Genomic DNA, 26899 nt, shown 5'->3' with positions numbered 1-26899 from the left:
CATTCGGTAACAACTTGGTGCGGGACTGGAAACAGATTGTGCAGCCTATGCATAACCCATGTGGGAGCTGGCTTGCCTGCGATAGCCATTTGTCTGACACACCGCAATCGCAGGCAAGCCAGCTCCCACAGGTTTAATCGCGCGGGGTCAGTTCGATCAGGCAGCAGCGGCCAGTCACGCTGATATCCAGCAACCCGACGTTACCGTCCACCTGCAAACAATCATGCTGCCCCAGCACTTCGCCCAGCACCTTCACCTCATCGGCCACGCTGAACACCAGCACGGTGTGCGCGGTGCTGAAAAACTGCTGCACCCCATCCACCCACTGCAAGCGCGCATGGTAACGCTGGGGCGAATAGATCAGGTTGAAGTCGCGAATCGGCCCGGTGATCAGGCGGCATGTCACCTGGCTTTCGCCGCTGAAGGCAAAGGGCTGCAGCGGTAACAACCCACGCTGTTCCTCGCCATCCACGGTCAACACCATGCCCGCGCCCTGGATCACGGTAATCACCCGCTGGTACCCGGCAAACGTGGAAAAGCCGCCCGACTCGCCGATATCGGCAATCGACAGGCGCCAGCCAAAACCGTCCAGGCCCTGGCCGGCATCGCGGGTGATTTCTTCGGTGCTGCCGCCGCCGTTCTTCCACGGCATGCGTACGTAATCGGCAGCGCGCCAGACCTTGACTGCACTCATTTGCTGAAACGTCCTTCAAGGCTATGCCGGGAACCGGGGTGGATCAGGCGTGCGGCGGTCACCGGCTGGCGCCCGGACCAGGTGCGCCGGCGAATCAGCAGGCACGGCTCGCCGGCCTCGATCTGCAAGAGCTTGCATTCCTGCGGGTCGGCCAGGATCGCTTCCACCACATGTTCGCCCTCGGTCAGCGGCGCCACCTGGTTGAGATAGGCATAGGGGGTTTGCTGGGTGAAATCCTGTTGCAGGTATTCGGGGGCGACCAGGGCGTTGACGAAACGGTCCTCGATTTGCACCGGAATATCGTTTTCGTAGTGCACGATCAGCGAGTGGAATACCCGCCCGCCTTCACGCATTTCCAGGGCCACGGCGCGCTCGGAACCCGCGGCTTCTTCGCCCAGGGTAATCACCTGGCAGGTGTGGCGATGGCCACGGGAGGCGATCTCGTCGGCGATGTTATGCACCTCGAACAGCGCCGACTGGCTCTTGGGCTCGGCGACGAAGGTGCCAACACCTTGCATGCGCACCAGCAGCCCTTCGGCGGTCAGTTCGCGCAGGGCCCGGTTGATGGTCATGCGGCTAAAGCCCAGTTGGTTGACCAACTCGCTTTCCGACGGCACGCGATAGTGCGGCGGCCAGTTGCCGTTGAGAATCTGCTGGCTGATCATCTGCTTGACGCGGGCATACAAGGGCGCCGGACTTTCGTCCATGTGGGCAGCCAGCGGGGACTTGGCGGGCGGAGTCGGCACGGGGAATCCTTGCAGGGGGAAAAGATGCATAGATTGCCGGAGTTTACCGAGCAGGCAAACGTCTGTATATGTATATACAAATAAACACACGACCGGGGTGCCTTGATCATGTCCGCTTTCTTTGCCGAACGCGCACTGCTGCCTAATGGATGGGCCACTGATGTACGCCTTGAAGTCAGCGCTGATGGCCTGCTGACCAACGTTGCGGCCAATGCCAGCGCAGACGGCGCCGAACGGCTGAGAGGCCCGTTGTTGCCGGGCATGCCGAACCTGCATTCCCATGCGTTTCAACGGGCCATGGCGGGGCTGGCGGAGGTCGCCGGCAACCCCAATGACAGTTTCTGGACCTGGCGCGACCTGATGTACCGCATGGTCGGCCAGATCAGCCCCGAGCAACTGCAGGTCATCGCCCGCCAGCTGTATATCGAGATGCTCAAGGCCGGCTACACCTCGGTCGCCGAGTTCCACTATGTACACCACGATATCAGCGGCCAGCCTTACAGCGACCCCACCGAACTGTCGCGCCAGATCAGCCTGGCGGCGGCCAGCAGCGGGATCGGCCTGACCTTGCTGCCGGTGCTGTACAGCCACTCGGGCTTTGGCGGCCAGGCGCCGAACGACGGCCAGCGCCGTTTTATCAACAGCACCGATAACTACCTGGACCTGCAGGCACGCCTGCAACCGATCCTGGCGGCACAACCGGCGCAGCAACTGGGCCTGTGCTTCCACTCATTGCGCGCGGTAACGCCGCAACAGATCAGCACAGTGCTGGCCGCCAGCGATAAGGCCTGCCCGGTGCATATCCATATCGCCGAGCAGCAAAAGGAAGTCGACGATTGCCTGGCCTGGAGCGGCAAGCGCCCGCTGCAATGGCTGTATGACAACGTGCACGTCGACCAGCGCTGGTGCCTGGTGCATGCCACCCACGCCAACCCCGACGAAGTGACATTGATGGCCAACAGCCGGGCGATCGCCGGGCTGTGCCTGACCACTGAGGCCAACCTGGGCGACGGGATTTTCCCGGCAGTGGACTTCCTGGCCCAGGGCGGGCGCATGGGCATTGGTTCGGACAGCCATGTGTCCTTGAGCGTGGTCGAAGAACTGCGCTGGCTGGAATACGGCCAGCGCCTGCGCGACCAGCGGCGCAACCGGCTGTACCGCAGCGATCAACCGATGGTCGGCCGCACCCTGTATGACGCGGCGCTGGACGGCGGCGCCCAGGCGCTGGGGCAAACCATTGGCCGCCTGGAAGTGGGCAAGCGTGCGGACTGGCTGGTGCTCGATGGCAATGATCCATACCTGGCCACGGCCCATGAGGATGGCATTCTTAATCGCTGGCTGTTTGCCGGCGGGGATCGGCAGGTGCGGGATGTGCTGGTCAATGGCCAGTGGGTGGTGCGCGATGGGCATCATGCGGGCGAGGAAGAGAGCAGCCGGGCCTTCGCGCAAGTCCTGAGAGACTTGTTGTCTTAAGAACAACCCATAACCCATGTGGGAGCGAGCTTGCCCGCGATAGCCGTGTGTCAGTCGAAATCGTCATCGACTGGCCCGCCGCCATCGCAGGCAAGCCAGCTCCCACATTGGGTAGCGTGGTGCCCTTCTGGCTTTGCAAAAAACCAAAAAAAGAGCGGGCTTTATGGCAAGCCCGCCCTTCTTTACTCGACCTTGTTTCGGGTTACTGCGAGGTCTTGGCCATCTGTTTATCCGACGTACGCCAGATCAACCGTGTGGTGTCGTAACCCTGCTGGCGCGCCCTGCTCAGCAGGTCTTCGCGGGTGTCGGCACTGACAGTCGGCGTGCGTGACAACAGCCACATATAGCGCCGGCTCGGGCTGCCGACGATGGCGGTCTTGTAGTCATCGCTGACATACAACACCCAGTAATCGCCCTTGGTCACGCCCGGCAGCAGGGCGGTGAACCAGTTATTGAATTCGACCCACAGCTTGTCGGTCTTGCCCGGGACCTGCGGCGTAGCCGTGCCCTTGGCTTCTTCCCACTTCCACTCGGTGGTCAGGCAGCGGTTGAACACTGACATGTCGCCATCGGGCAGCAGGGAATAACGGGCCTCGGATTGCGCGCAGTTGCGCTGGAAGTACATGGGCAGACGGGCCAGCTCGTACCAGGTGCCCTGGTAACGCTTGAGGTTGACGCTGCCAACAGTCTTGGGTTGCAGATCATCGCCAGAATGGCTGGCGCAGCCTGCCAAAAACAGGCTGGCGCAAAGGTACAAAACAAAACGCATCATTCTTCTTCTCCCGCAGGCTTGCGCCCCGGTTTACTTCAGGCCTTGCCCGGAAAACATCAGAACTTTGTCACCGGCGTACTGCACGCTGATAAAGCTGTTTTTATCGCCCCAGGTGCAACTGGACATGCCCAGCGCGCCGGAACAATCAGTGGGCTTGCCCAACAGCGACTCCACCTCGGCCTTGGCCATGCCAGCCGAGAGCTTCTGGTAGTTTTCCTGGGTGACCTTGCTGCAAGCGGCCAACAGCACGCAAAAGCACAAGAGGGCGAGACGGCGTAACGACATGGTAGAGCTCCTGGAGGGACACACAGCAGTGGGGTCTGCCAGAAGCTTAGAAGGGAAAAGGGGGGTCTGGTTCCCAGAGGGGGGTGGTATTTCTTTTTTCTGCCCAGCGTGTATTTACACGACTTCAAACGCAAGTATTGCGTAGATACCGCCTGGCTCGTCATCCCAAAAATTTCATAGCAGCTCTGCGTTAAAATGCGCAGCACTCGCAATCCAGCGACAATGGTGTTCCAGGTACACCGTGTCGCATAGTTTACGACGGCTTCGCTTAAGCTAGACAACTGCTACACCGCGTCTACGACCTGAAGGGGAAAAACAAATGAGCGACAGTCGAAAAACCAATGAAGAATCTCTACAAACCGCAGCGCTACTGGCAATTTTGGCGCAGGGAAACCGAGAGATCGAAGCAGGAAATTTTCAAGATATGGAACAGGTGTTCGGGGAGCTCGACCAAGATCAGCCAACGGAGCAATGCATGAACAAAAACGCCCCAAAGCGCTGAGAACACTTCGGGGCGTCTTTTTTACCGAAAGACCTTACGCCTTGTGGTAACCCGTCACACGCGCCACTTCTTCCTTGGACCCCAGGAACACCGCCACACGCTGGTGCAGGCCTTCAGGCTGGATGTCGAGGATGCGCTGGTGGCCGTCAGTCGACGCACCGCCCGCCTGCTCAACCAGGAACGACATCGGGTTGGCTTCGTACATCAGGCGCAGTTTGCCCGGCTTGGACGGCTCGCGGCTGTCGCGTGGGTACATGAACAGGCCACCACGGGTCAGGATGCGGTGCACGTCGGCAACCATCGCGGCCACCCAGCGCATGTTGAAGTTTTTCTTCAGCGGGCCTTCTTCGCCTTCCATCAGCTCGTTGACGTAGCGCTTGACCGGTTCTTCCCAGTGGCGCTGGTTGGACATGTTGATCGCAAATTCCTGGGTCGAGGCAGGAATGGAGATGTCTTCGTGGGTCAGCACGAAGCTGCCCATTTCACGGTCCAGGGTAAAGCCCTTGACGCCATCGCCCAGGGTCAGCACCAGCATGGTCTGCGGGCCGTAGATCGCATAGCCGGCAGCGACCTGCTCGGTGCCTGGCTGCAGGAAGGCCTTTTCGTTCAGGGCTTCGTTCTGGCTCAGGTATTCGTTAGGGCAACGCAGCACCGAGAAGATGGTGCCGACTGGCGCGTTGATGTCGATGTTCGACGAGCCGTCCAGCGGATCGAATACCAGCAGGTACGCGCCTTTGGGGTACTTGCCCGGGATCTGGTAGGCATTGTCCATTTCTTCAGACGCCATGCCGGCCAGGTGACCGCCCCATTCGTTGGCTTCGAGCAGGATTTCGTTGGAAATCACGTCGAGTTTCTTCTGCACTTCGCCTTGCACGTTTTCAGTGCCCATGCTGCCCAGGACACCGCCCAGCGCGCCCTTGGACACGGCGTGGCTGATTTCCTTGCAAGCACGCGCCACCACTTCGATCAGGAAGCGCAGATCGGCAGGGGTGTTGTTGCTGCGGGTCTGCTCAATCAAATAGCGACTCAGGGTAACGCGGGACATGGACGGCTCCGGAGAATGGGGGGGCTAAAAACCCGCGCAGTTTAGCGCGAGTCGGGGCGCATTTCCTCCTATCAGACGAGATAAGCCTGACAGAGTTCATGTAGGCCCCGGCTCAGGGCTTGGCCGGCGGCTTGCGCAATAGGCTGTAGGCCATGCCCCCGAGTGCCGCTACGCCCAGCAGCAATACGGCCCACAGGCCGATTGCCTGCCAGTTGATACCTGCGACAGTGGGTGCGACCGGCACATTGGCATGCCACTGGCCATCGACCCTGGCCTGGCCCAACGCTGCGAGGCGCTGCGCTGAGTAGTCGGGGATCAGCGTCGCCAACGACAGGTTCGCCGCCTTGACCGACGGGTTGCCCACCGCCAGGGTGAACGGCGGCTCGCCCCGCGCCAGGAACACCAGTTGCGTGGCCCGCACGGCAAAGCGCAACGCCGGGGCTTCGGCCCCCAGGCCGCCACCGCGCTCATCGACCTCCAGCTTGAGTTGCTCGACCGGGTAACCCGGCAGCTGCAATTGATCCTGGGTGACGTCTTGCCCGCCCTGCGTCAACCGGTAGAGCAAACCACGGCTCAACGGCTGCCACGCCTGCTGGCTGCCCTGGCGCCCCAGCAGGCCAACCGGCGCCAGGCTATTGGATTGATGCAACTCGATGCGCACCCGTTCGATATTCAGCGCCGTGGGCAACTGCCAGCTGTATTGCCCGGGCTGGATGACGCTACCGGCCATCGGCTGCGACCATACCAGCGCCAATGGCAGGCTGCTGGTGCTCTGCACTTGGATGGACGTCAACTCAGGCGCGGCCTGGCCTTGCCATAACAGGCGTAAATAGCGGGCCGGCTGCCCTGGCAAAGCGACTTCACGCTGCTCTACCCGTTCATCGGCAAACGCCAGGCGCGCCACCTGCCCTTCGCCCCACGCCCGCCACTGCTGCAAGTCGTCGCTGGCTTCAATGCTGAAACGCTGGAAACCGTCGCGCTCGCTACTCCAGTCGAGGATCAGTTTGTGCAACGGTGCCTTGACCGCACTGGCATCAAGCAACCAGCCGCGCCGCACCTGCGTGCCGGTCGGCGCTTCACTGGCAGGTTGCACCTGGACCAAGGTGCCGGTGGCGCTGGATTGCACGCGCACGCCCGGTGCGGTGTCGCCACTGTCGGCGGTGGCGTACAACGGGAAGCCCTTGAGGCGGGTCAGGTTTTCTGTGCCTTGGGCCGACTGCCGCACCAGCGCATATGCCAGGGGCTCACCGGCCGCATTGAAGACCCGCACATCACGCAGATCCGCCTGACGGGCGCTCAATTGCACGGCCAGCGGCAGTTCCAGGCGGTACCAAGGGCCTTCGCCGCTGATCAGCAGTGGCGCCTGGCGGGTGAAGTCGCCGGGGGCTTCCCGGGCCCCTGCCGATAAGGCGGCACACAGGCCCAATAGCGCGATGCTCAGTTTGCCGATCAAGAGGATGCTCCTTGCAGTTCACGTTTAGGCGGCAGCGGGGCGAAATAACCCACCACCAGCAACAACCCGCCCACGCCGATAAACGACACAATCCGCTCCAGCCCGCCACGGTTGCTCAGCTCGACGAGGAACAGTTTGGCGACCACCACCCCAATCAGCACCGCGCCGACCAGCCACACCTCCCGACGATTGCGCAGATGGCCGCCGATCATCAGGCCCAGGGCAATCAGGGTCCAGACAATCGACAGCCCGGCCTGGACCAGCATCGAATCGAGCAACGCATCCAGCTCAAACGGCACGCCGCCCCAATGGTGCGCCGCGCGCATCACCAAGGCGGTGAAGAAGGCAAACAGCGAGACCCCGGCAACGCCCTGGGCAATCCACGGGGTGCGGCCGCCCAGTTGCGGCGCCGCGCTGCGCGCCCACAGGTACACACCCAGCAGCGCGAACAGCAGGCCAAGATCCAAGGGGTTGAGCAACGGCACATATGGCAATGGCCTGGCCGTACCGTCGCTGAAGCTATTGGCCAGCCAGAACCACACCAGCATCAACGCCGCCAACGGCAGCGCGGCCAGCAAGCGGTATTCACGCACATAAGCAGATATCGGCCACGGCCACTGGCGCGGCGCAGCAACCGCTATCAGGTACAGGCTGGGGAAAATCGCCCAGCCCAGCCAGCGCCAGGCGTTGTATTGCACCGAGAGCACCAACAGGCCGTAGCGTAACTCCAGGGCCAGCATGCCGATCAGCATCCAGCAGCCCAGCACATGGGCCACGCTCAGGGCCTTGGCCGCCGCCAGGTCAGCCAAATAACGCAGCGCAATAAAATGCACGGCGAACACCGCGAGCCAGGCCAGCCAGCCCCATTCGGCTGCCGGATGGTAATAGCGATGCAACGACACCAGCAGCACCAGCGCCGCCGCCGGCATCAGCAACAGGCAGAGGGTGGCCAGGGAGGCCCAGCGCAGGCGCAACGCCAGCAGCGTCCACAGTGCCGCGCTGGCCGCTGCCGCCGCCAATAGGAAGGTGGCTTGCAACTCCGGCGGGGTGAAGCGCAGCACTTCGTGGTTCAGCGCCAACACCCACCACGCCGCGCCCCAGGCCAGCAGGCCGTTGGCTAGCAGCGGCAAGTTGAGCCGTTGACCGCCGCCCTGCAAACGCCAGGCCCCGACAAAGGCGGCCAGCCCGACCAGCATGGGCGCCCAGAAACCGATATGGCGAAACACCGGCAATTCCTCGGCGCCCCATGACGTCAGCGTGAGCAACGCCCCCGCCAACACTTGCACGCCGAGCGCGCAGAACAGGACAGTGCGCGAAGCGATATGCAGGCCGACAAACACGCTGACCAGCCCCGCCAGCGCCCAGCTGATCGCGGTGCCCTGCTCGGCCAGCAGCAACGGTGCCAGCAGATACACAAAACCCAGGCCTAGGCCGGCCAGGACCGGCAAGCCCTTGCGCTCCCACTGGCTGATCTGCCCATGCGCAGCCGTACGCAGTTGCTGGAAGCTGAACAGCAACGCCACGCCGAGCAACAAGGCACCCAGCGCCGCGCCGTCCAGCAGCGTGTGTTCGCCCACCTCCAGCTCACTGAGAAAGGCCAGCGCTGAACCCAGTTGCAACAACAGGCCGAACCCACGCGCCAACGTGCGCTGCTGACGCAGGCCAAGCCAGAGGATCCCCGCGCCCTCCACCGCCCAGGCGGCGGCGGTCCAGCGCGCATCCAGGCCCAGGGGGATCGCCAGGCTGGCGAAGATCACGCCCAGGGCCAGGCAGGTTTCTGCCAGCAACACCGTGCGCCCGCCCCTGAGCACCCGCGCCAGGGCCATATAGATGATGCCCAATGCCAGCGCACTGAAAGCCGGAGCAAAGGCCAGGTGTTGCACCAGGGTGAACTGCAAACCAAACGCCACCAGCGGCGGGCCGAACAACAGGCCGCCATCGACATAATCGCCCTTGGCTGCCGACCAGCGCAGCAGCGCGCCACGGCTGGCATCGGCCGGAGCGTCGGGGGTTTCCAGGAGTTTGCGCCGCGCAAACAACAGGCCGATGGCCAGGTACATCAGGAAAAACAGGATCAGGAATGGCTCGGTACTCCACAGCAGTTCCGGGGTGTAGGAACGAATGCCCCAGGCGAAGCCAATGCCGAAGGTGCCGGCAAAGCCAATCACATTGAGCAAGCGCCAGGCCTTGAACCAGGCGATGGCGAGAATGCCGGCGTTGAGTAGGGCGAAGTAGCTGAACAGCGCCACATGGCTGCCTTCGCCGGTGGACGCCAGGATCGGCGCGGCAAACCCGCCGAGGGCAGCGGCGCAGGCCAGGCCGATGGCGTCCTGGGTAATCGCCAGGATCGCCGAGAACAGCGTCACCGCCACCAACAGGCCGAGCGCCGCGCCGGGGTCGAGCAAGGGATGCAGGCGCATGGCGGCGAACACCGTCAGGTACAACACCGCAATACCGGTGCCTTGCAGGATCAGCGCGTAACTGCCCCGGCGCAGGCGCAGCCACCAACCCAGGCCCAGCAAGCCCAGGGCGCAGGCGGCGACCCCGACGTAGCGCAGCTCAATGGGCACGTCCACACCTTCGGTGGCATAGCGCAGCAAAAACGCCAGGCCCAAAAACAGCAGGACGACACCGACCCGCAGCACGGTATTGCCGCCCAGCAGCCAGTTGCGCGCGGCGCCGATGGCCCGTTCGATCAGGTTGGGGGCACGGGGTGTTTCGGGTTCAGCTTCGCGGGCAACGGCGGCCGGTTTCCACAGGTCGTCCGGCAGCGGCGGGCTCGGCTCGGGAGCAGAGATGGGTTGCAGTTCGGCGGGCAACTCCCAGACCAGCTCTGGGGCAGGCGCGGGTTCGGCCATGGATGGTTCGACCTGAGGCGGCTTTTCCAGCAGCGCGAGGCGTTGCTCCAGCGCCTTCAGGGCACTGCCGAGGTGCGACAGGCGAATGGCCTGGCCAATCCCCAAACCCAGCAGTGCACCGAAGCCTGCATCACTGAACGATTCATCCAGCGCCCAGCCGAGCACCAGGCCAATCAGCATGAACATCCATTGCATGGTCCAAATCCCTAAGCAAACCGAGGCCTAGTATATAGACGCGCAACCCATGTGGGAGCTGGCTTGTGTGGGAGCTGGCTTGCCTGCGATAGCATCCCCTCGGTATCACTGATACACCGAGGCGTCTGCATCGCAGGCAAGCCAGCTCCTACACAAGCCCATTCCTACAGGGGGTTGCGTGGCGTCTAGTCCAAGGCTTTCCAGATCTCGGTCGCATATTCCCGGATGGTTCGGTCGGACGAGAACCAGCCCGTGCGCGCCGTGTTGAGCACCGCCGAACGCCACCATTCCTTGGAGTCATGCCAATGGGCTTCGACCCGCGCCTGGGCGGCCCAGTAGGCATCGAAGTCGGCACACACCAGGAAGCGGTCGTAGTCGATCAACGAATCAATCAGCCCCACATAGCGCCCCGGATCGTCCGGCGAGAACACCCCGCCACGGATCGCTTGCAGCACGTCGTTCAAGCGGTGGGACGCCGCAATATCGGGAGCGGCATTGAATTCACCGGCCTGTTTGCGTGCATCCACCTGCTCGGCGCTCAGGCCGAAGATAAACATGTGCTCGCAGCTGATGCGCTCGTGCATCTCGACGTTGGCGCCGTCCATGGTGCCGATGGTCAGTGCGCCGTTGAGGCCGAATTTCATGTTGCTGGTGCCCGACGCCTCGAACCCGGCGGTGGAGATCTGTTCCGACAGGTCGGCCGCCGGGATGATGTTTTCTGCCAGGCTGACGTTGTAGTTGGGCAGGAACACCACCTTGAGCAGGCCGCGCACGGTCGGGTCGTTGTTCACGGTACGGGCGATGTCGTTGGTCAGCTTGATGATCAGCTTGGCCTGGTGATAGCTGGCCGCCGCCTTACCGGCAAAGATTTTCACCCGCGGCACCCAATTCACCTCGGGCTCGGCACGAATCGCCTGATACAGGGCAACGGTGTGCAACAGGTTCAACAACTGGCGCTTGTACTCGTGGATCCGCTTGACCTGCACATCGAACATCGCCGCCGGGTTGACCGAAATCCCCAGGCGCTCATGAATGATATCGGCCAGCACGCGCTTGCTGTGCAGGCGCTGCTCGGCGAAAGCCTTGCGGAACGCCTCCTTCTCGGCAAAGGTCTCCAGCTCTACCAGGCGCTCCTCCATATTGTCGAGGATGTCCGGGCCCAGGGCGTCCACCAGCATGGCCGTAAGCTTGGGGTTGGCCTGGAACAGCCAGCGACGGAAGGTAATACCGTTGGTCTTGTTGTTGATTCGGTCGGGGTAGAGCTTGTGCAGTTCGGAAAACACCGTGCTGCGCATCAACTGCGTGTGCAGCCCCGAGACGCCGTTGACACTGTGGGAACCAAGAAACGCCAGGTTACCCATGCGCACGCGCCGGCCGTTGTCTTCTTCGATCAGCGAGACCGCACGCAGCACGTCGAAATCGTGGATGCCCTTGGCCCGCAGCGAGTCGATGTGCTGGGCGTTAATCAGATAGATGATCTGCATGTGCCGCGGCAGCATGCGTTCCATCAGGCCCACTGGCCAGGTTTCCAGGGCTTCGGGGAGCAGGGTGTGGTTGGTGTAGGACAGCGTCTCCACCGTGACCTGCCAGGCCGCATCCCAGGCGATATCGTGCAAGTCGACCAATTGGCGCATCAATTCGGCCACGGCGATGGACGGGTGGGTGTCGTTGAGCTGGATGGCTGCGTGTTCGCCCAGGCTCAATACCGAGCCGTGCATGTTTTTGTGGCGGCGCAGCAGGTCTTGCAGGGAGGCCGAGACGAAGAAGTATTCCTGGCGCAGGCGCAATTCCTGCCCCGCTTCGGTGCTGTCGGCCGGGTAAAGCACCCTGGAGATGCTTTCGGCACGGGCCACTTCGGCAACGGCGCCCAAATGGTCGCCGGCGTTGAAGCGCTCCAGGTGCAGGTCTTCCACGGCGCGGGCACGCCACAGGCGCAAGGTGTTCACACTGGCCCCACGCCAGCCGACCACCGGGGTGTCATAGGCCACCGCGCGCACGGTTTCATTGGGCGACCAGACCTGAACCGACTTGCCGGACTCATCCAGCACGGTCTCGACGCTGCCGCCAAAGCCGATCGGGTAGATCACCTCGGCGCGCTCGAACTCCCAGGGGTTGCCAAAATCCAGCCAGCGCTCGGTCTGTTCCTGCTGCCAGCCATCGACAATCGCCTGGCGAAACAGCCCGTGCTCGTAGCGAATGCCATAGCCATGGCCGGCAATGCCCAAGGTCGACATGCTTTCCATAAAGCACGCGGCCAGGCGCCCCAGGCCACCGTTGCCCAGGGCCGCATCGGGCTCCAGCAGGCGAATGCGCTCCAGGTCCACACCCAACTCGCCGAGGGCTTCGCGCGCCACCTCCAGCAGGCCGAGGTTGCTCAGGCTGTCAAACAGCAAGCGGCCTATCAGGAACTCCAGGGACAGGTAATACACCCGCTTCTGCCCGCGCCGGTAGATACGCCGCGTGTGGTCCATCCAGTGCTCGACCATATGGTCGCGCGCCGCCAGGGCAATGGCTTCAAACCAGTCGTGGTCAAAGGCGTGATCGGGATCCTTGCCCACCGCATAAGTGAGCTTGGTCAAGACAGCCTCGCGAAACGCGGCTACCTCTGCTTCTCGTACAAGCGGTTCCTCAGACATCGGTGCACCTCGGGCGAGATAGAAGAAGGGAAGTCTTAGAGCCTAGACGGTCTGACAAACCCCGTGACTGACGGTTCGGCAGTTTTTTCACTCATTCATCCATAGAGCAATTAGATGCAGGGGCCGTGCCTGTTTACGTGCCAAAGCCGCCTTTGAGCCGAAACCCGTAAAATACTGTTCAAAAAATCACCAATCCCGGTATGATCGCGCGCCCGGACAAAGCCCCTCTTGGAAACCTGATGAAGCCTCAACTGATCGCCGCTGCGGAACTCGACCGTCTCGAAACGTGGCAGAAATACTCCAGCCACATGTGCGGCGGCTGCACGTCCAACTGCTGCACGCTGCCGGTTGAGGTGAAGATCAAGGATTTGATCCGCATTGGCATCGTCGATGAATTCGAGCGCGGCGACCCGCCGAAGAACATCGCCAAGCGCTTGCAGAAGGAAGGCATTGTCGAACGGTTCAACTCCAAGTCCGAGATCTTTACCCTGCAGCGCATGAGCAACAACGACTGCCTGTACCTGGATCGTAAGACGCGCTTCTGCACTATTTATGACAAACGCCCGGATACCTGCCGCAATCATCCGAAGATCGGGCCACGGCCGGGGTATTGCGCGTACAAGCCCAAGGAAGTGGTGCGCGAGACCAAGCTGCGCACGCTCGACAAGTTCTAACCCGGATGGATCGTTCCCACGCTCCGCGTGGGAATGCAGCCGCTTGCCCTTGGCAGCGGGGCGCAGAGCGCCCCAGGAGGCATTCCCACGCGGAGCGTGGGAACGATCACAAGGCATAAAAAAACGCCCCCGGCCTTTCGACCGGGGGCGTTTTTATTCAGCTGGAACTAAGGATCAGTTCTTGGCCTTTTTGGCAGCGCGGGTACGCTCGCCTTCGTCCAGGATCTTCTTACGAAGACGGATGGACTTAGGCGTCACTTCGCACAGCTCGTCGTCCTGGATGAATTCCAGAGCCTGTTCCAGGGTGAAGCGAACAGGTGGAACCAGGGCGATGGTTTCGTCTTTACCCGAAGCACGCATGTTGTCGAGCTTCTTGCCTTTGGTTGGGTTGACGCCCATGTCGTTGTCACGGCTGTTCAGACCAACGATCTGGCCGTTGTAGATCTCTTGACCGTGTTCAACGAACAGCTTGCCACGCGCCTGGAGGGTTTCCAGGGAGTAGGTCAGCGCCTTGCCGGTTTCTACCGATACCAGAACACCGTTCTGACGGCCGGACATGTCGCCGGACTTCATGGTGTCGTAGCGATCGAAGATCGAGGTCAGGATGCCAGCACCGTTGGTCAGGGTCAGGAACTGGTTACGGAAACCGATCAGACCACGAGCAGGGATGTTGTATTCCAGACGCACACGGCCTTTGCCATCCGGCACCATGTTGGTCAGGTCGCCCTTACGCAGGCCCATCTCTTCCATGACCTTGCCCTGGGATTCTTCCGGGGTGTCGATGGTGACGTTTTCAAACGGTTCCTGCTTCACGCCGTCAACGGTACGGATGATCACTTCAGGACGACCTACGCCCATTTCGAAGCCTTCGCGACGCATGGTTTCGATCAGTACCGAGAGGTGCAGCTCACCACGGCCGGAAACCTTGAACTTGTCAGCCGAGTCGCCTTCTTCAACGCGCAGTGCAACGTTGTACAGCAGCTCTTTGTCCAGACGTTCCTTGATGTTACGGGAAGTCACGAACTTGCCTTCTTTACCGCAGAAAGGCGAGTCGTTTACCTGGAAGGTCATGGAAACGGTTGGCTCGTCAACGGTCAACGGCACCATTGCTTCAACCATGTCCGGGTGGCACAGGGTGTCGGAGATGAACAGCGAGTCCATACCGCTGATGCACACGATGTCGCCAGCCGCCGCTTCTTCAACGTCAATACGGTGCAGACCGTGGTGACCCATCAGCTTCAGGATACGACCGTTACGCTTCTTGCCGGTGGCGTCGATAGCCACGACCGGCGTGTTCGGCTTGACGCGACCACGGGCGATACGGCCAACGCCGATAACACCGAGGAAGCTGTTGTAGTCCAGTGCCGAGATTTGCATCTGGAACGGACCGTCACGGTCGACTTTCGGCGCAGGTACGTTGTCGACGATCGACTGGTACAGCGGGGTCATGTCTTCAGCCATGGCGGTGTGTTCCAGACCGGCAATGCCGTTCAGGGCCGAGGCGTAGACGACTTTGAAGTCCAGTTGTTCTTCGGTGGCGCCCAGGTTGTCGAACAGGTCGAAGATCTGGTCCAGAACCCAGTCCGGGCGCGCGCCTGGACGGTCAACCTTGTTGATCACCACGATTGGACGCAGGCCGGCTTCAAAAGCCTTCTTGGTCACGAAACGGGTTTGCGGCATAGGGCCGTCTTGGGCATCAACCAGCAGCAGAACGGAGTCGACCATCGACATCACACGTTCAACTTCGCCGCCGAAGTCGGCGTGGCCCGGGGTGTCCACGATGTTGATGTGGTAGCCGTTCCAGTTGATGGCGGTGTTTTTCGCCAGGATGGTAATACCGCGCTCTTTTTCCTGGTCGTTGGAGTCCATCACGCGCTCGTCGTTGAGCTCGTTGCGCTCCAGGGTGCCGGATTGACGCAGGAGTTTGTCTACCAGGGTGGTTTTACCATGGTCAACGTGGGCAATGATGGCGATGTTACGTAGATTTTCGATCACTTGTGTATCTCGATCAGAGGATTCGGTGTGCTGACAGGTCGTGGCAGCGATTAACAGTAGAGTCAGGCCTTGCCGTTACAGCTTGACGGCAGAGTCGGGGGGCCGGTGACGCAGGCCACAGGCAAACAGCCCCGGGCTCTTAGCTCGGTCGATAAACGCGCACATTGGCATGCCCCTCACTGAGCAAATGGTGGGCATGCAGGCGACTCATCACGCCTTTGTCGCAATACAGCAGGTACTGACGGCTGTTATCCAGTTCCTTGAAACGCGCGTTCAGTGCATAGAACGGCAGCGCTTGCACGTCGATGCCAGCGATTTCCAGCGGCTCGTCGCAAGCGGCATCCGGGTGACGGATGTCGATGACGATCTGGCCGGCCAGGGCTTCGCTGACTTCTTCGATCTGTACATCCTGGCCCAACTCGTCGATGACCCGATCGATCGGCACCAGTTTGGCGTTCTCGAGCGCTCGCTCCAGAATCGCCATGTCGAATTCTTTCTCTTCATGCTCCACGCGGTAGCGCTTGGCATGGGTCTTGGGGTTCACCGAGATGACCCCGCAGTACTCTGGCATGTGCTTGGCGAAATCAGCGGTGCCGATTTCGTTGGCCAGGTCGATGATGTCCTGCTTGTGGCTGGCGATCAGCGGGCGCAATACCAGCTTGTCGGTCACGCAGTCGATCACGGACAGGTTCGGCAGGGTCTGGCTGGAGACCTGGGAAATCGCCTCGCCGGTCACCAGCGCTTCGATTTGCAGGCGGTCGGCGATTTTCGACGCTGCGCGCAACATCATACGCTTCAATACGACGCCCATATGACCGTTATCGACTTTTCCGAGAATTTCTCCCAGGACTTCCTCGAACGGTACGCTGACAAACAGCACGCGCTGGGAACTGCCGTACTTCTTCCAGATATAGTGCGCGACTTCCATCACGCCCAATTCGTGTGCACGCCCGCCCAGGTTAAAGAAGCAGAAGTGGCTCATCAGGCCACGGCGCATGATCTGGTAGGCCGCCACGGTGGAGTCGAAACCGCCGGACATCAGCACCAGGGTCTGCTCCAGTGCGCCCAGCGGGTAGCCGCCGATGCTGTTGTGCTGACTGTGGATCACAAACAACCGTTGGTCGCGAATTTCGATGCGCACTTCGATTTGCGGCTCTTTCAGCGAAATTCCAGCGGCGCCGCACTCGCGACGCAGCTTGCTGCCGACGTATTTCTCGACGTCCATGGAGCTGAACGGGTGCTTGCCGGCACGCTTGCAACGTACCGAAAAAATCTTGCCTTCAAGGCTGCTGCCAAAGTGCAGTTTGCATTTTTGCGTGATGTCGTCGAAGTCGCCCAGGGGGTACTCGTCCACCTGCAGGAAATGCGCGATGCCCGGCATGCAGCTCAGGCGCTCGGTCATATCTTTCAAGGCCTTAGGGTCGGTAACGCGGGTTTCCAGCTCGAGATTGTCCCACACACCATTCACCACCACGGCCGGGTCCAGGTCACGGAGCACGGCGCGGATATTCTTGGCCAACTGACGGATGAAACGCATCCGTACCGGTCGGCTCTTGATGGTGATCTCGGGAAAGACTTTAACGATTAATTTCATGGAAACAGCGCGCACAGGGCCAGCCGAAAAAGGGGGGCGCGGATTATAGCGGAAATCGCTCAAGGTTTAACCAGTTAATATACAAACGGCGTATCGCGCACCAAATAAGTGCATAAATAAAGCGTTACGCTACATTGCAGTGCGTATTTTTTGCCGCTTTAACGATTTGCACCGTTATAGGGGCCATTTTGAGGCAAAAAACCCATGTCGGGGCACTGGCATGTAATTTGCTCTCTTGTGAGGCAGGTTGCCATGGCGGACTATCCGCGCCGGCATCACCCACATTCTAAGGGCTACTCCACTACCCCAGCCCGAAGCCACCCGGAGGACACTATGTCGAAGTCGGTTCAACTCATCAAAGATCATGACGTTAAATGGATTGATCTGCGCTTCACGGACACCAAAGGCACTCAGCACCACGTGACCATGCCGGCTCGCGACGCGCTGGATGACGCCTTCTTTGAAGAAGGCAAAATGTTCGACGGTTCCTCCATTGCCGGCTGGAAAGGCATCGAAGCCTCCGACATGATCCTGATGCCGGACGACTCCACCGCCGTACTCGACCCGTTCACCGAAGAGCCGACCCTGATCATCGTCTGCGACGTGATCGAGCCTTCGACCATGCAAGGCTACGACCGCGACCCACGTGCGATCGCCAAGCGTGCCGAGGAATACCTGAAGTCCACCGGTATCGGTGACACCGTATTCGTGGGTCCTGAGCCTGAGTTCTTCATCTTTGACCAAGTGAAGTTCAAGTCCGACATCTCCGGCTCCATGTTCAAGATCTTCTCCGACCAGGGCTCGTGGATGTCCGACCAGGACGTGGAAGGCGGCAACCATGGCCACCGTCCAGGCGTCAAAGGCGGCTACTTCCCGGTGCCACCGTTCGACCATGACCACGAAATCCGTACCTCCATGTGCAACGCCATGGAAGACATGGGCCTGGTCATCGAAGTTCACCACCACGAAGTGGCGACTGCCGGCCAGAACGAAATCGGTGTGAAGTTCAACACCCTGGTGGCCAAGGCTGACGAAGTACAGACCCTCAAGTACTGCGTACACAACGTAGCTGTAGCCTACGGCCGTACCGCGACCTTCATGCCTAAGCCTCTGTACGGCGATAACGGTTCGGGGATGCACGTTCACTTGTCCATCGCCAAAGATGGCAAGAACACCTTCGCTGGCGAAGGTTATGCCGGCCTGTCCGACACCGCCCTGTACTTCATCGGCGGTATCATCAAGCACGGTAAGGCCCTGAACGGCTTCACCAACCCGTCGACCAACTCCTACAAGCGTCTGGTGCCAGGTTTTGAAGCGCCGGTCATGCTGGCCTACTCGGCACGCAACCGTTCCGCGTCGATCCGTATTCCTTACGTGTCCAGCCCTCGCGCTCGCCGTATCGAAGCACGTTTCCCGGATCCAGCCGCCAACCCGTACCTGGGCTTTGCTGCACTGCTGATGGCTGGCCTGGACGGCATCCAGAACAAGATCCACCCAGGCGACGCCGCCGACAAGAACTTGTACGACCTGCCGCCTGAAGAGGCCAAAGAGATCCCACAAGTGTGCGGCAGCCTGAAAGAAGCCCTGGAAGAGCTGGACAAGGGCCGTGCGTTCCTGACCAAAGGCGGCGTGTTCAGCGACGACTTTATCGATGCCTACATCGCCCTGAAAAGCGAAGAAGAAATCAAGGTCCGCACCTTCGTACACCCACTGGAATACGAGCTGTACTACAGCTGCTGATCCGGTAGCGCTGCTTGACGTGGCGTGACACCAAGCCCCACTAAAATAGCCCTCGTTTCGAGGGCTATTTTTTTGTTCAAAATACCTGTGGGCGATCCTTGGTGTGAGTGAGCAGGTCTCGCTCACACCAGGATTGGGCTGGCGTTAAGGCTTGAGCTCGAACAACGCGGGCAGCGCAGGTCGGGCCGAGGGGACTTTGCGGAATCGGCTGAACCCCGCCTTCTCGGCCATCTGCCGCGCACGGTCCTCGCCCATGAAGGCACCCAGCCCTTCACCGCCATGGGACAGCGAGCAGGTCATGCAGTAAAGCGTGCTCTGCGGGTACATCACCCGACCGAACAGGTTCATGTTTTCATGCAGCTCATCGGAGAGGTTGAGCTCGACCATAAGGAAGGTGCCGTCATCAGCGGTCGATTCGCGCAGGTCCTTGATCATTTGCTGTGGATCGGTGGCATCGTGGATCACCACAAAGGTGGTGACGAAGTCGAATTTCTTACCGACCAACGCATCGGAATCACTGACTTCAAAATGCACCCGGTCAGCCACCCCGGCAGCCTTGGCGTTGGCCCGCGCACGTTCGATGGACGGCCCATGGAAGTCACAGCCATAGACCTGAGCCTCAGGATACGCCTTGGCCATGGTGATCGCGGCCAGGCCGCTGCCGCAGCCAAAATCAAGCACGCTGCCACCGGTGCGCAGCTTTTCTTCGACGCCGTCCAGCGACGGGATCCAGTGTTGGACAAGGTAGTGCTTGTACCAGGGCATGGTCATGCGCTCCATCCCCTCCCAGGTCTCAAGCGGGAACGCTTCTTCTGCGCAGCCACCCCCATTGCGGAAGGCCTCGATAACTTTCGGCGCCATGCTCACAAAAGGAACGCTCAGTTGGATGATGCCACCGGCGAAATACGGTGACTCTTCGTCCGCCAGCACGGGCGCAAATTCGGGCGGCATGCGGTAGCGCCTGGTTTGCGGATCGTAGGTGACGTAGTTGCCGGTCGCCATGCTGCCCAGCCACTCACGCAGGTAACGCGCGTTGTAGCCGCTCTTTTGCGCCAGCTCCTCCAAGGTCACCCACTCACTGTCCGCAAGGGTCTTGAACAAGCCCAACTGATCGCCGATGTAGAGCATGGCCCCACGCAGGGTGTTGCCATAATCTTCCATGATTCTCGCAGAAAACTGCTCGACCTTCGCGTTATCCACTTCCATAGCCTTTGACATTTCTCTCTCCTGGATTATTTCTGCGCCCGCATAAGCGGTGGGTGACTCAGTAATGCCCGGCAGCCTTGCCCAGCACGTTGTCGACGATTTTTTCAGCCATGCCCAGATGACTTCTAGGCTCAAACAGCTTTGCCAGGGTTTCCTCCCCCATGACCGCACTGACCCGCGGATCGGACTCAATGGCCTCACGCATCGACACCCGGTTGCGCTGGCTCGCCTGGGTGATCTCAAAGATGATTGCGTAGGCGCTGCTCTTGCCCAGTTTTTTCGCCATTTCAAACACGAATGCCTCGGTGCAAATGGCCTCGCTGAAGGCGTTTGCCGTGCGTTCCATGGTTTTGTCGTTGACGGTCAGGCCAATGATCGTGTCGGTCAGCAGCGAGATCGCCATCAGCGCATAGTGGGAGACATCCGCAACCGCGCACCACTCAAGGCGCGTGCCGCGATAGTCGCGCTCGTGCTCCAAAATCATTGCATCCAGAGCGAGCATGACCTGGACCTTGGCCAAACGCGCGAGCACGACCACCTGTTCGCAGCCTTCAGGGTTGCGCTTGTGCGGCATGGTACTGCTGCCGATCTGCTGCGCGCTCCAGCCCACCTCAAGCTCGCCGATCTCCCAGCGGTTCAGGGTGCGGATCTCATCCGCAATCCGCGCCAGCGACGCGGTGACCATCGCCAGGGTGCTGACGAATTCCGCCACGCGGTCACGGGACACATGCCAACCGGCCAGGGGTGCATCCAACGACAGCCGCTGCGCAAAGCGCTCAAGCATGGGCATGGCCTCAGTGCCAAACGCCGCCATCGTGCCGACGCCACCAAACAGCTGCACCACCAGAACCCGCTTGCGGGCTTCCCCCAGGCGCTCGCGATGGCGCATGAGTTCGTCGATCCAGCCCGCCACTTTCAGCCCGAACGTAGTGGGCAAGGCCGGAATCGAGTGGGTTCTGGCGACCATAAGGGCATTGCGCTGCTCGTTCGCCAACGTGGTCAGCTTGAGCAACAGCCCTTCGAGCGAACCCTCCATGGCGTCCAGCACATCACGCATTTCCAGGGACTGGGCGGTGTCCTGGATGTCCTGGGTGGTGGCGCCGAAGTGCACGTATTCACGGGCACTCGGGCTACAGTTTTGCTGCAAGGCACTGAGCAGCGGCATCAGCGAGTGGCCCGTACTGGCCACGCCCTCGGCGATCTGGAGCAAGTTGACGGTCGAGAGCCGTGCCGCCTTCTCAATTTCGAGCGCGGCCTGTTGCGGGATGATGCCGACATCCGCCTGCGCCATCGCCAGCGCGGCCTCCACGTCGAGCCAGCGCTGCAGGCGGCAGTGGCTGCAGAAAATTCTCCGGCTGACGGGGCCGGCATACCCTCCTCCATGGGTTTGCGAATCGAGAATGTGGCTATGCTCGTGCCGGCACGCCGATTCGGCCTGATCGGTGCCGAGGTTGTCCGAATGTACGGTGCACGACGAACGCCCGACCATTTCCAGCGTTTGTGAATCCATCACATATCCTCCATCACGTACTGAGACTGACTGAGAGTTCCTTGAGTTGAGATCGCCCCTTCACCAGCTCCATGTAAAGGGGTGGACAGCGGCTTGCGAGCGACCTGCTCGACCATGTCCGCCGCCAGCCCGGTATAGGTGGCGGGGTTGAGCAGATCTTCGAGCGCCTGCGGGGTGAAACAGCCCTGCAAACGTTTGTGCTTGAGCAAGGCGTCACGAAACGAAATCCCGCTTCGCCGTGAATCCAGGGACACCTCATGCACCAGCTCATGGGCCGTCTGTTTGCCAAACTGCGCCGCCAGGGCGAGCATCACCCGCTCCGACAGAATCAGGCCGCCCAGCAGGTCAAGGTTGGAACGCATGCGCTCCTCCCGGACATCGAGCCCTGCCGCCAGCACGCCATCCATGCGGGTGAGCAGGGCACCGGCATAAATGAACAGTTCGGGCAACGCCGCCCACTCGATGCGCCAGGTCGTACCATCCCGTTCGTGCAACTGAAACGCGGCGTCGGTCAGCGCCACCATCTGCGCCCGGACCAGCCGCGACAGAGCGCTGATCAGATCGACCGTCGACGGGTTTTGTTTGTGCGGCATGGTGCTGCTGCCAACCTGCCCCGCTCGGCTGTGCTCGCGCACTTCGTCTATCTCGGTGCGTTGCAGGTGATAGATTTCATTCGCCACCCTGCCCAGGGTCATCGAGGTCTGGACCAGGAGCCATGCAGCCTCCAGCACCCGGTCTCGTGCGCTGTGCCAACTGGTCAGCGGTGCCGCCAACCCGAGCCTGGCCAGCGTGCGCCGCTGAATCTCAAAACCCTGCGCACCGAACGCGGCCATGGTGCCCACCGCCCCGGTCAGGTTGCCCACCAGTACCCGCGCCTGGGCCTCGTCAAAACGCTCCAGATGACGGTCGATTTCATCGAGCCAGACCGCCACCTTGTAGCCGAACGTCGTGGGCAGCGCCTGCTGGCCATGGGTTCGCGCAACCATCGGCGTGTGCTGGTAACGCAACGCCAGGACGCGCAAATGCTCACGGATCGAATGCAGCCGGCTCAGGGTGTGACCCCAGGCGTCCTTGATCTGCAGGATGAGCCCTGTATCAAGGATGTCCTGGGTGGTCACGCCGTAGTGCACGTATTCCCCCCAGTGGGCGCTACAGGCCTTGGCCAGTGCCCGGATGGTAGGCACCAGGATATGTCCTGTCTCCATGCTTTCCTGGCCCAGGGCCTGCAGATCGAACAGTTCCACCTTGGCCACGCGGGCGATCTCCCGCGCGGCCTCATGGGGAATGATGCCCATCTCGGCCTGGGTTGCCGCCAAGGCTTGCTCGACATCAAGCCACGTCTGCACCTGATTGCTATCAGAGAAGATCGCGGCAAATTCCGGGGACGAGTAAGCGCCCCCGTGGATACGGGATTCTGTTATGTGACTCGGCATGTCTGCTTGCTCGCTAGGTCCCGGGGACGGTCACTGAAGGCTTTGCAGTTGCTTCCAGACCGCGTCGTAATACGCCCGTTCCACACGGAAGTGCTGCGACAATGAGGTCAGGAAGGCATTCTGGAACGCCACGTCGGGGATGCGTCGCGCGATCAGTTGCCATTCACGCTTGGCGCGAGGCGGGACGAGGCTGATGTGAATCTTGTAGTACTCAGCCGCCTCTTCACTGAGCCCGGCCTGGAGCAGCGCGTGATAGAGCTTCTCGTGGTTGCCGGGGACGACCAGCTCAGTGATGTAGAACACCGCCAGGCCCCAGCCAGCATCTGGATTACGGAAGCTGCGGGCGCGGTTATTGAGGTAGGCGATTTCTTCGGGCATCGTCGAGATCGCCTCGAAGTCAGCCTCCAGGCCAATGGCGTTGAGCAGCCTGGCCAGCAAGCGCGGGTGTGACGCCCGCTCGTCTTCTTCGCCCAACTCTCCGTACAGGTAGCGGGCGAGCGCTGCCGCCTCGTCGACATCGGTCAGGTTCACCAGCAGGTCTGCCGCATCCCGGTACAGGCGGAATGTGCGAAACCACTGGTGGCGCAAGAAGACCTGCAGTTGTGCGCGGGAGGCAGAGCCTGCGAACACATACTGGGACATTGGGTGGTTTTCCCGCGATTGCGCGGCAATCTCTTGCTTGAGCCGTTGCTCGAACGCCTCTTCGGACAGCGGCGACGTCAGATCGGTAGAAGGCATGAAGCGCTCTTCTACGCGGTAGACCGCATTGGCCAGCCAGCGCCGGGTCAGCGCGGTTGCCACGTCATCGCTCAGCGAGAGGATATAAAGCAGTTGCTGATACTCGGCCTGGGCCGAAGCATTGCCCTTAAGGGCGGTCTCGGTCAAAACGGTAAGCATGCTGGCCGCGGTTTCGATTTGGCCAGGCGTTGCATCGGGGCCGAGCGCGTCGACGACAATACGTGCTTCGCGGGTATCAAGTTGCTGAAGTTGCTGCAAAGAAAAATTCATCCTGTGTGCTCCTTATCTCGTTCTACGTGCACCGCATTGGCTCAGGCTTTGTGGCTCGATTGCGCCTGCATTTGTTGCCACAGCATGTCGAAGTACGCCTTGTTGATTTCAAAGTGGCGTGCCAGTGCCTGCATGAACGAGTGCTGGAACGCGGGGCTCGGCGCGAACTTGGCAATCAGTGCCCACATCTCTTCGGTATCGATCTCATCCTGAGTACCGTGAAGGCGATGAAACTCGCTGGGCTCTTCTGGAACACCCAGGCGCTGCAACATCTCGTAGATACGTCGATGGTTGACGCAACTGACCGACTCGACCGCGTAGAGCAAGGCCAGGCCCCAGGCCACGTCGGTGTGGCGCACACAACGAATGCGGTTGTTGAGGTAAGCCTTTTCCAAGGGGTGCAGCGCAGGAAAATCGATGCGCAGAGGAATGTTGAAATGCGTCATAAGATGGGAGAGCAATGCCGGATGCGAACGATCCGGGGTTTCTGCACCCGCTTCGCCATACAGGTTGCGGTAGAACACAGAGGCATCTTCAATCGCTTCAAAGCGGAACGCGAGCTCGGCCAGGAGGCTGTAGAAGTTGTAGGAACGGGTCCAGTGGTGCTCAAGGAAGAAGCGCACGTCTTCATGCGGCGGCGTGCCCTGGAACAGGTGAACCGACATCGGGTGGTTCACACGGCTGCGTGCTTCGATTTCGGCATCGATCTTTTTACGGAATTCGTCCACCGAGACCACTTCAAAGTCGGGTAACGGGGGGGCAAATTCGTCTTCGATCAGGTACACCTGGCTCGCCATCCAGCGACGGGTTGGCTCGGTGCTAGCCTCACCCGGAACGTGCAGTTCGAGCAGCAATGCCTGGTATTGCGCGTAGGCAGTTGCGTCTCCGGCCAATCCATTGGCAGTCAGTTCAAGAAGGGCTTCAAGTGCCTGTGCAACCCGCGAGTAGCTGGCGCCTGGCTTCAAGGCTTCGGCCAACAGCGCCGGCACATCCGGCACAGCGGTGTGCATTTTGCCCAAGGTATTTTCTGAGACAACGGTATTGCGATTTTCGCTTAACTTATCCATGTAGAGCTCCATTAGCGACACACACATTCCCTTTCACCATGACTTCATATTCAAGGCTACGGCTATATCCCTGATCATGAGCATGATGCCTGCCTACGCGAACGCCACTCTGGCGAGCGAAGCAGTGAGTTGAACCGTGGTTATATGAACGTTAGTGCACACTAATAAGTGTGGCGTAAGTTCAATATAGGGGACGCAGATACACCTTTATTCGGTCGATCCGAGTGGATAAACAGAACAGCGGAATAGGGGGCGGAGTTACAGCGATTTTGTAAAGTAACGGAACGCATCGGACTATCCTCTTATTGTTGTTAGGATGAGCCTAAAGCTTCCCACGGTGGAAAGGTCAAGCAATTAATACAATTTTTTTCGCGCTCAGCCGCAATCAGGAAAAACACGCACACATGCGGTGGATCCGGGCCCGGACGCGCTTGCAGTGGCGTTAATGTTGGGGGTTACGGTTTTTCGGGATAGCCGGCCTCGCTGAGCACTTGCACAAAAACGCTCCTGTCCCGCGAGCTTTCGATCTGGACTTCGCGGGTGGGCGGGTCGGTTTTTATCTGGGCATCTGGATCAACACTTTTCAGGGCACTGGTGACTGCCCTGGCGCAGCCGCCGCATGTCATGTTGGGAACATTGAAACTATACATCTGGACCTCCTGATTATTAACGACGTTAAAAATATAGTCCTTCCCTGTGTGGCAAGGTCAAATACTTTCAAATGAAAAAAAACCACTCTTTTATTCATCTTGCTTGGAGCCGTCACTGGTAGGGGGGACGTTCTGACGCGACTCCTGGGCGTTGCTACGCTCGATTGCGTATTCAGGGTTCTTGACCAACTTCCCATTACGCCAGACCAGCATTGGCGTAGTGTCTTTATTCATCAATTCATAATGACCATTGTTATACGGGTTGCCTCCTGTTGCCATGACTGCCGTGGAACCCAGTGCAATATTGGCAACTATCAAAGCAGCAACTAACTTGTTCACCTCATGTCTCCTCAAGTTTTTCTGTCGGCGTAAAGAACACATCGGCATGCAGGTCCTCGGCACGCAGCTCGCGGGCCCGGGTGATCTGCATAGCCGCCTCGACCATCAAGGGCGGCCCTGCCACATAGGCTTTCCAGCCATCGAGATATGTTAGGTCGTGGGCAATCGCATCGGTGACGTAACCGGTACGCCAGTGCCCCGTGACCGAGGCCTGCGAGAGCACAGGAATAAACCTCAGGTTTGCGTAGCGTTGCGTCAGCCCCTGGAAATGCTCGACCAGATAGAGGTCACGCTCGCTGCGCGCCCCAAAATAAACGTGGATCGGTTGCTTCATTCCCTGGGCAACGGCCGTCTCGACGATCGCCTTGATAGGCGCAAGGCCCGAGCCACCGGCGATACACAAGATCGGCCCGGCGTGCTGCTCGCGCAGACAGGCAGAACCGAACGGCCCTTCGAGCACGACCGGGTCGCCGGGTTTCAAGCGTTGATGAACGTGCTCGGTGGTGGCACCGTCCGGCACCCGTCGAATGTGAAACTCCAGCACTCGCTCACCAGGCCCGTTCGCCATCGAGTAATCGCGAGCAGGTGCACCCGGAAACGTCAGCCGCGCATATTGGCCGGCAGTAAATACCAGCGGCTCGGCCTCACCGATATCGAGCTGGAGCCGCTTGATATCGTGGGTCGCATTGTCGATGGCTTTAACCCGGCAATCGAGCTGGCGACGGGGGTGGGCCGGGAGCTGTTCGTCGCCACCCACCCAGGCCAGGATCGCATCGGTGCGCGGGAGGGCGCAGCAGGCAAGGATCAGCCCCTGGCTTTTCTCCTCGTCCGAGAGCGCGAAGCCGCTGTGTTTCAGCAGCTCCACTTCGCCACTGATCAGCCGTGACTTGCATGAGCCACAGCGCCCGGACCGGCAGCCATGGGGGTAAGCGATACTGTTGGCGAGGGCCGCTTGCAGTATCGTCATGCCTTCTGGCACAGCGATGGTCCGTGCGGCCTGGCGTATTTCGATCTGTTTCATCAG

The 26899-nt window shown here is 60.5% G+C and carries 22 protein-coding genes; 4 read left to right on the top strand and 18 right to left on the bottom strand.

Annotated elements, in window-relative coordinates; all coding sequences use genetic code 11:
• Nucleotides 1-133: 133 nt before the first annotated feature.
• The gene (locus BLL38_RS05810) at nucleotides 134-694 is read right to left on the bottom strand and encodes a HutD/Ves family protein (RefSeq protein WP_076961682.1); all 561 of its coding nucleotides are present in this window, start codon (nucleotides 692-694) and stop codon (nucleotides 134-136) included.
• Nucleotides 691-1470 carry a histidine utilization transcriptional repressor HutC gene (gene hutC / locus BLL38_RS05805; RefSeq protein WP_154220425.1) on the bottom strand — a complete coding sequence of 260 codons (780 nt, stop codon included), beginning with the start codon at nucleotides 1468-1470 and terminating at the stop codon, nucleotides 691-693. Before hutC ends, BLL38_RS05810 begins: the two co-directional genes overlap by 4 nt.
• Before the next feature lie 78 nt (nucleotides 1471-1548).
• Between hutC and BLL38_RS05800 the strand changes: the two genes are divergently transcribed.
• Nucleotides 1549-2913 (top strand): formimidoylglutamate deiminase, encoded by a 1365-nt coding sequence (locus BLL38_RS05800; protein ID WP_076961680.1) that lies wholly within the window; start codon nucleotides 1549-1551, stop codon nucleotides 2911-2913.
• A gap of 202 nt (nucleotides 2914-3115) precedes the next feature.
• On the opposite strand, the gene BLL38_RS05795 is transcribed toward BLL38_RS05800, so the two are convergent.
• Both BLL38_RS05795 and BLL38_RS05790 read right to left on the bottom strand, forming a co-directional pair.
• Complete coding sequence (locus tag BLL38_RS05795; RefSeq protein WP_076961679.1) at nucleotides 3116-3685, bottom strand: lipocalin family protein; 570 nt, start codon at nucleotides 3683-3685, stop codon at nucleotides 3116-3118.
• Nucleotides 3686-3715: 30 nt separating this feature from the next.
• Nucleotides 3716-3970 (bottom strand): lipoprotein, encoded by a 255-nt coding sequence (locus tag BLL38_RS05790; protein ID WP_038445326.1) that lies wholly within the window; start codon nucleotides 3968-3970, stop codon nucleotides 3716-3718.
• A gap of 319 nt (nucleotides 3971-4289) precedes the next feature.
• Between BLL38_RS05790 and BLL38_RS05785 the strand changes: the two genes are divergently transcribed.
• The gene (locus BLL38_RS05785) at nucleotides 4290-4472 is read left to right on the top strand and encodes a hypothetical protein (protein ID WP_076961678.1); all 183 of its coding nucleotides are present in this window, start codon (nucleotides 4290-4292) and stop codon (nucleotides 4470-4472) included.
• A 34-nt stretch (nucleotides 4473-4506) separates the two neighbouring features.
• Here the strand turns inward: BLL38_RS05785 and BLL38_RS05780 are convergent, their stop codons facing one another.
• The 4 genes from BLL38_RS05780 to BLL38_RS05765 all read right to left on the bottom strand — a co-directional run bounded on the left by BLL38_RS05780 (nucleotide 4507) and on the right by BLL38_RS05765 (nucleotide 12659).
• Nucleotides 4507-5517: a class 1 fructose-bisphosphatase gene (locus tag BLL38_RS05780; protein ID WP_057437154.1), complete on the bottom strand. Its 1011-nt coding sequence runs from the start codon at nucleotides 5515-5517 to the stop codon at nucleotides 4507-4509.
• A gap of 112 nt (nucleotides 5518-5629) precedes the next feature.
• Nucleotides 5630-6970, bottom strand: coding sequence for a DUF3999 domain-containing protein (locus BLL38_RS05775; RefSeq protein ID WP_090412824.1), 1341 nt, complete (start codon nucleotides 6968-6970; stop codon nucleotides 5630-5632).
• Entirely contained in the window at nucleotides 6967-10023 is a 3057-nt protein-coding gene (locus tag BLL38_RS05770; protein WP_076961677.1) for a DUF2339 domain-containing protein, read from the bottom strand. Before BLL38_RS05770 ends, BLL38_RS05775 begins: the two co-directional genes overlap by 4 nt.
• 185 nt (nucleotides 10024-10208) lie before the next feature.
• Nucleotides 10209-12659: a glycogen/starch/alpha-glucan phosphorylase gene (locus BLL38_RS05765; protein WP_076961676.1), complete on the bottom strand. Its 2451-nt coding sequence runs from the start codon at nucleotides 12657-12659 to the stop codon at nucleotides 10209-10211.
• 239 nt (nucleotides 12660-12898) lie between these two features.
• Here BLL38_RS05765 and BLL38_RS05760 point away from each other — a divergent pair, with 239 nt between their 5' ends.
• Entirely contained in the window at nucleotides 12899-13333 is a 435-nt protein-coding gene (locus BLL38_RS05760) for a YkgJ family cysteine cluster protein (protein WP_032862271.1), read from the top strand.
• Between the two features lie 174 nt (nucleotides 13334-13507).
• Here BLL38_RS05760 and typA read toward each other — a convergent pair whose 3' ends face one another.
• Nucleotides 13508-15328, bottom strand: coding sequence for a translational GTPase TypA (gene typA, locus BLL38_RS05755; RefSeq protein ID WP_076961675.1), 1821 nt, complete (start codon nucleotides 15326-15328; stop codon nucleotides 13508-13510).
• Nucleotides 15329-15467: 139 nt separating this feature from the next.
• Nucleotides 15468-16922 (bottom strand): tRNA uracil 4-sulfurtransferase ThiI, encoded by a 1455-nt coding sequence (thiI, locus tag BLL38_RS05750; RefSeq protein WP_076961674.1) that lies wholly within the window; start codon nucleotides 16920-16922, stop codon nucleotides 15468-15470.
• A gap of 333 nt (nucleotides 16923-17255) precedes the next feature.
• Here thiI and glnA point away from each other — a divergent pair, with 333 nt between their 5' ends.
• Nucleotides 17256-18662, top strand: a complete 1407-nt coding sequence (gene glnA / locus BLL38_RS05740) for a glutamate--ammonia ligase (protein ID WP_029295916.1) — start codon at nucleotides 17256-17258, stop codon at nucleotides 18660-18662.
• Between the two features lie 144 nt (nucleotides 18663-18806).
• On the opposite strand, the gene BLL38_RS05735 is transcribed toward glnA, so the two are convergent.
• From BLL38_RS05735 to BLL38_RS05700, 8 genes are all read right to left on the bottom strand, one after another.
• A complete protein-coding gene (locus BLL38_RS05735) occupies nucleotides 18807-19880 on the bottom strand; it encodes a class I SAM-dependent methyltransferase (RefSeq protein ID WP_076961673.1) in 1074 nt (357 codons plus the stop codon).
• 46 nt (nucleotides 19881-19926) lie between these two features.
• Nucleotides 19927-21378, bottom strand: coding sequence for a class-II fumarase/aspartase family protein (locus BLL38_RS05730; RefSeq protein WP_076961672.1), 1452 nt, complete (start codon nucleotides 21376-21378; stop codon nucleotides 19927-19929).
• Nucleotides 21378-22811 (bottom strand): adenylosuccinate lyase, encoded by a 1434-nt coding sequence (gene purB, locus BLL38_RS05725; protein ID WP_076961671.1) that lies wholly within the window; start codon nucleotides 22809-22811, stop codon nucleotides 21378-21380. Before purB ends, BLL38_RS05730 begins: the two co-directional genes overlap by 1 nt.
• Nucleotides 22812-22841: 30 nt before the next feature.
• Nucleotides 22842-23819 carry an HOASN domain-containing protein gene (locus BLL38_RS05720; protein ID WP_076961670.1) on the bottom strand — a complete coding sequence of 326 codons (978 nt, stop codon included), beginning with the start codon at nucleotides 23817-23819 and terminating at the stop codon, nucleotides 22842-22844.
• Between the two features lie 41 nt (nucleotides 23820-23860).
• Nucleotides 23861-24829, bottom strand: coding sequence for an HOASN domain-containing protein (locus BLL38_RS05715; RefSeq protein ID WP_076961783.1), 969 nt, complete (start codon nucleotides 24827-24829; stop codon nucleotides 23861-23863).
• A 512-nt stretch (nucleotides 24830-25341) separates the two neighbouring features.
• Entirely contained in the window at nucleotides 25342-25536 is a 195-nt protein-coding gene (locus BLL38_RS05710) for a heavy-metal-associated domain-containing protein (RefSeq protein WP_076961669.1), read from the bottom strand.
• A gap of 90 nt (nucleotides 25537-25626) precedes the next feature.
• The gene (locus BLL38_RS05705; RefSeq protein ID WP_076961668.1) at nucleotides 25627-25875 is read right to left on the bottom strand and encodes a hypothetical protein; all 249 of its coding nucleotides are present in this window, start codon (nucleotides 25873-25875) and stop codon (nucleotides 25627-25629) included.
• A gap of 1 nt (nucleotide 25876) precedes the next feature.
• Nucleotides 25877-26896 carry a 2Fe-2S iron-sulfur cluster-binding protein gene (locus tag BLL38_RS05700; protein ID WP_076961667.1) on the bottom strand — a complete coding sequence of 340 codons (1020 nt, stop codon included), beginning with the start codon at nucleotides 26894-26896 and terminating at the stop codon, nucleotides 25877-25879.
• Nucleotides 26897-26899: the final 3 nt, after the last annotated feature.

The organism is Pseudomonas gessardii, assembly GCF_001983165.1.
Lineage (GTDB): Bacteria > Pseudomonadota > Gammaproteobacteria > Pseudomonadales > Pseudomonadaceae > Aquipseudomonas > Aquipseudomonas gessardii.
Note: the sequence above shows the minus strand (reverse complement) of the source record. Positions and strands in the feature narration are given on the sequence as shown.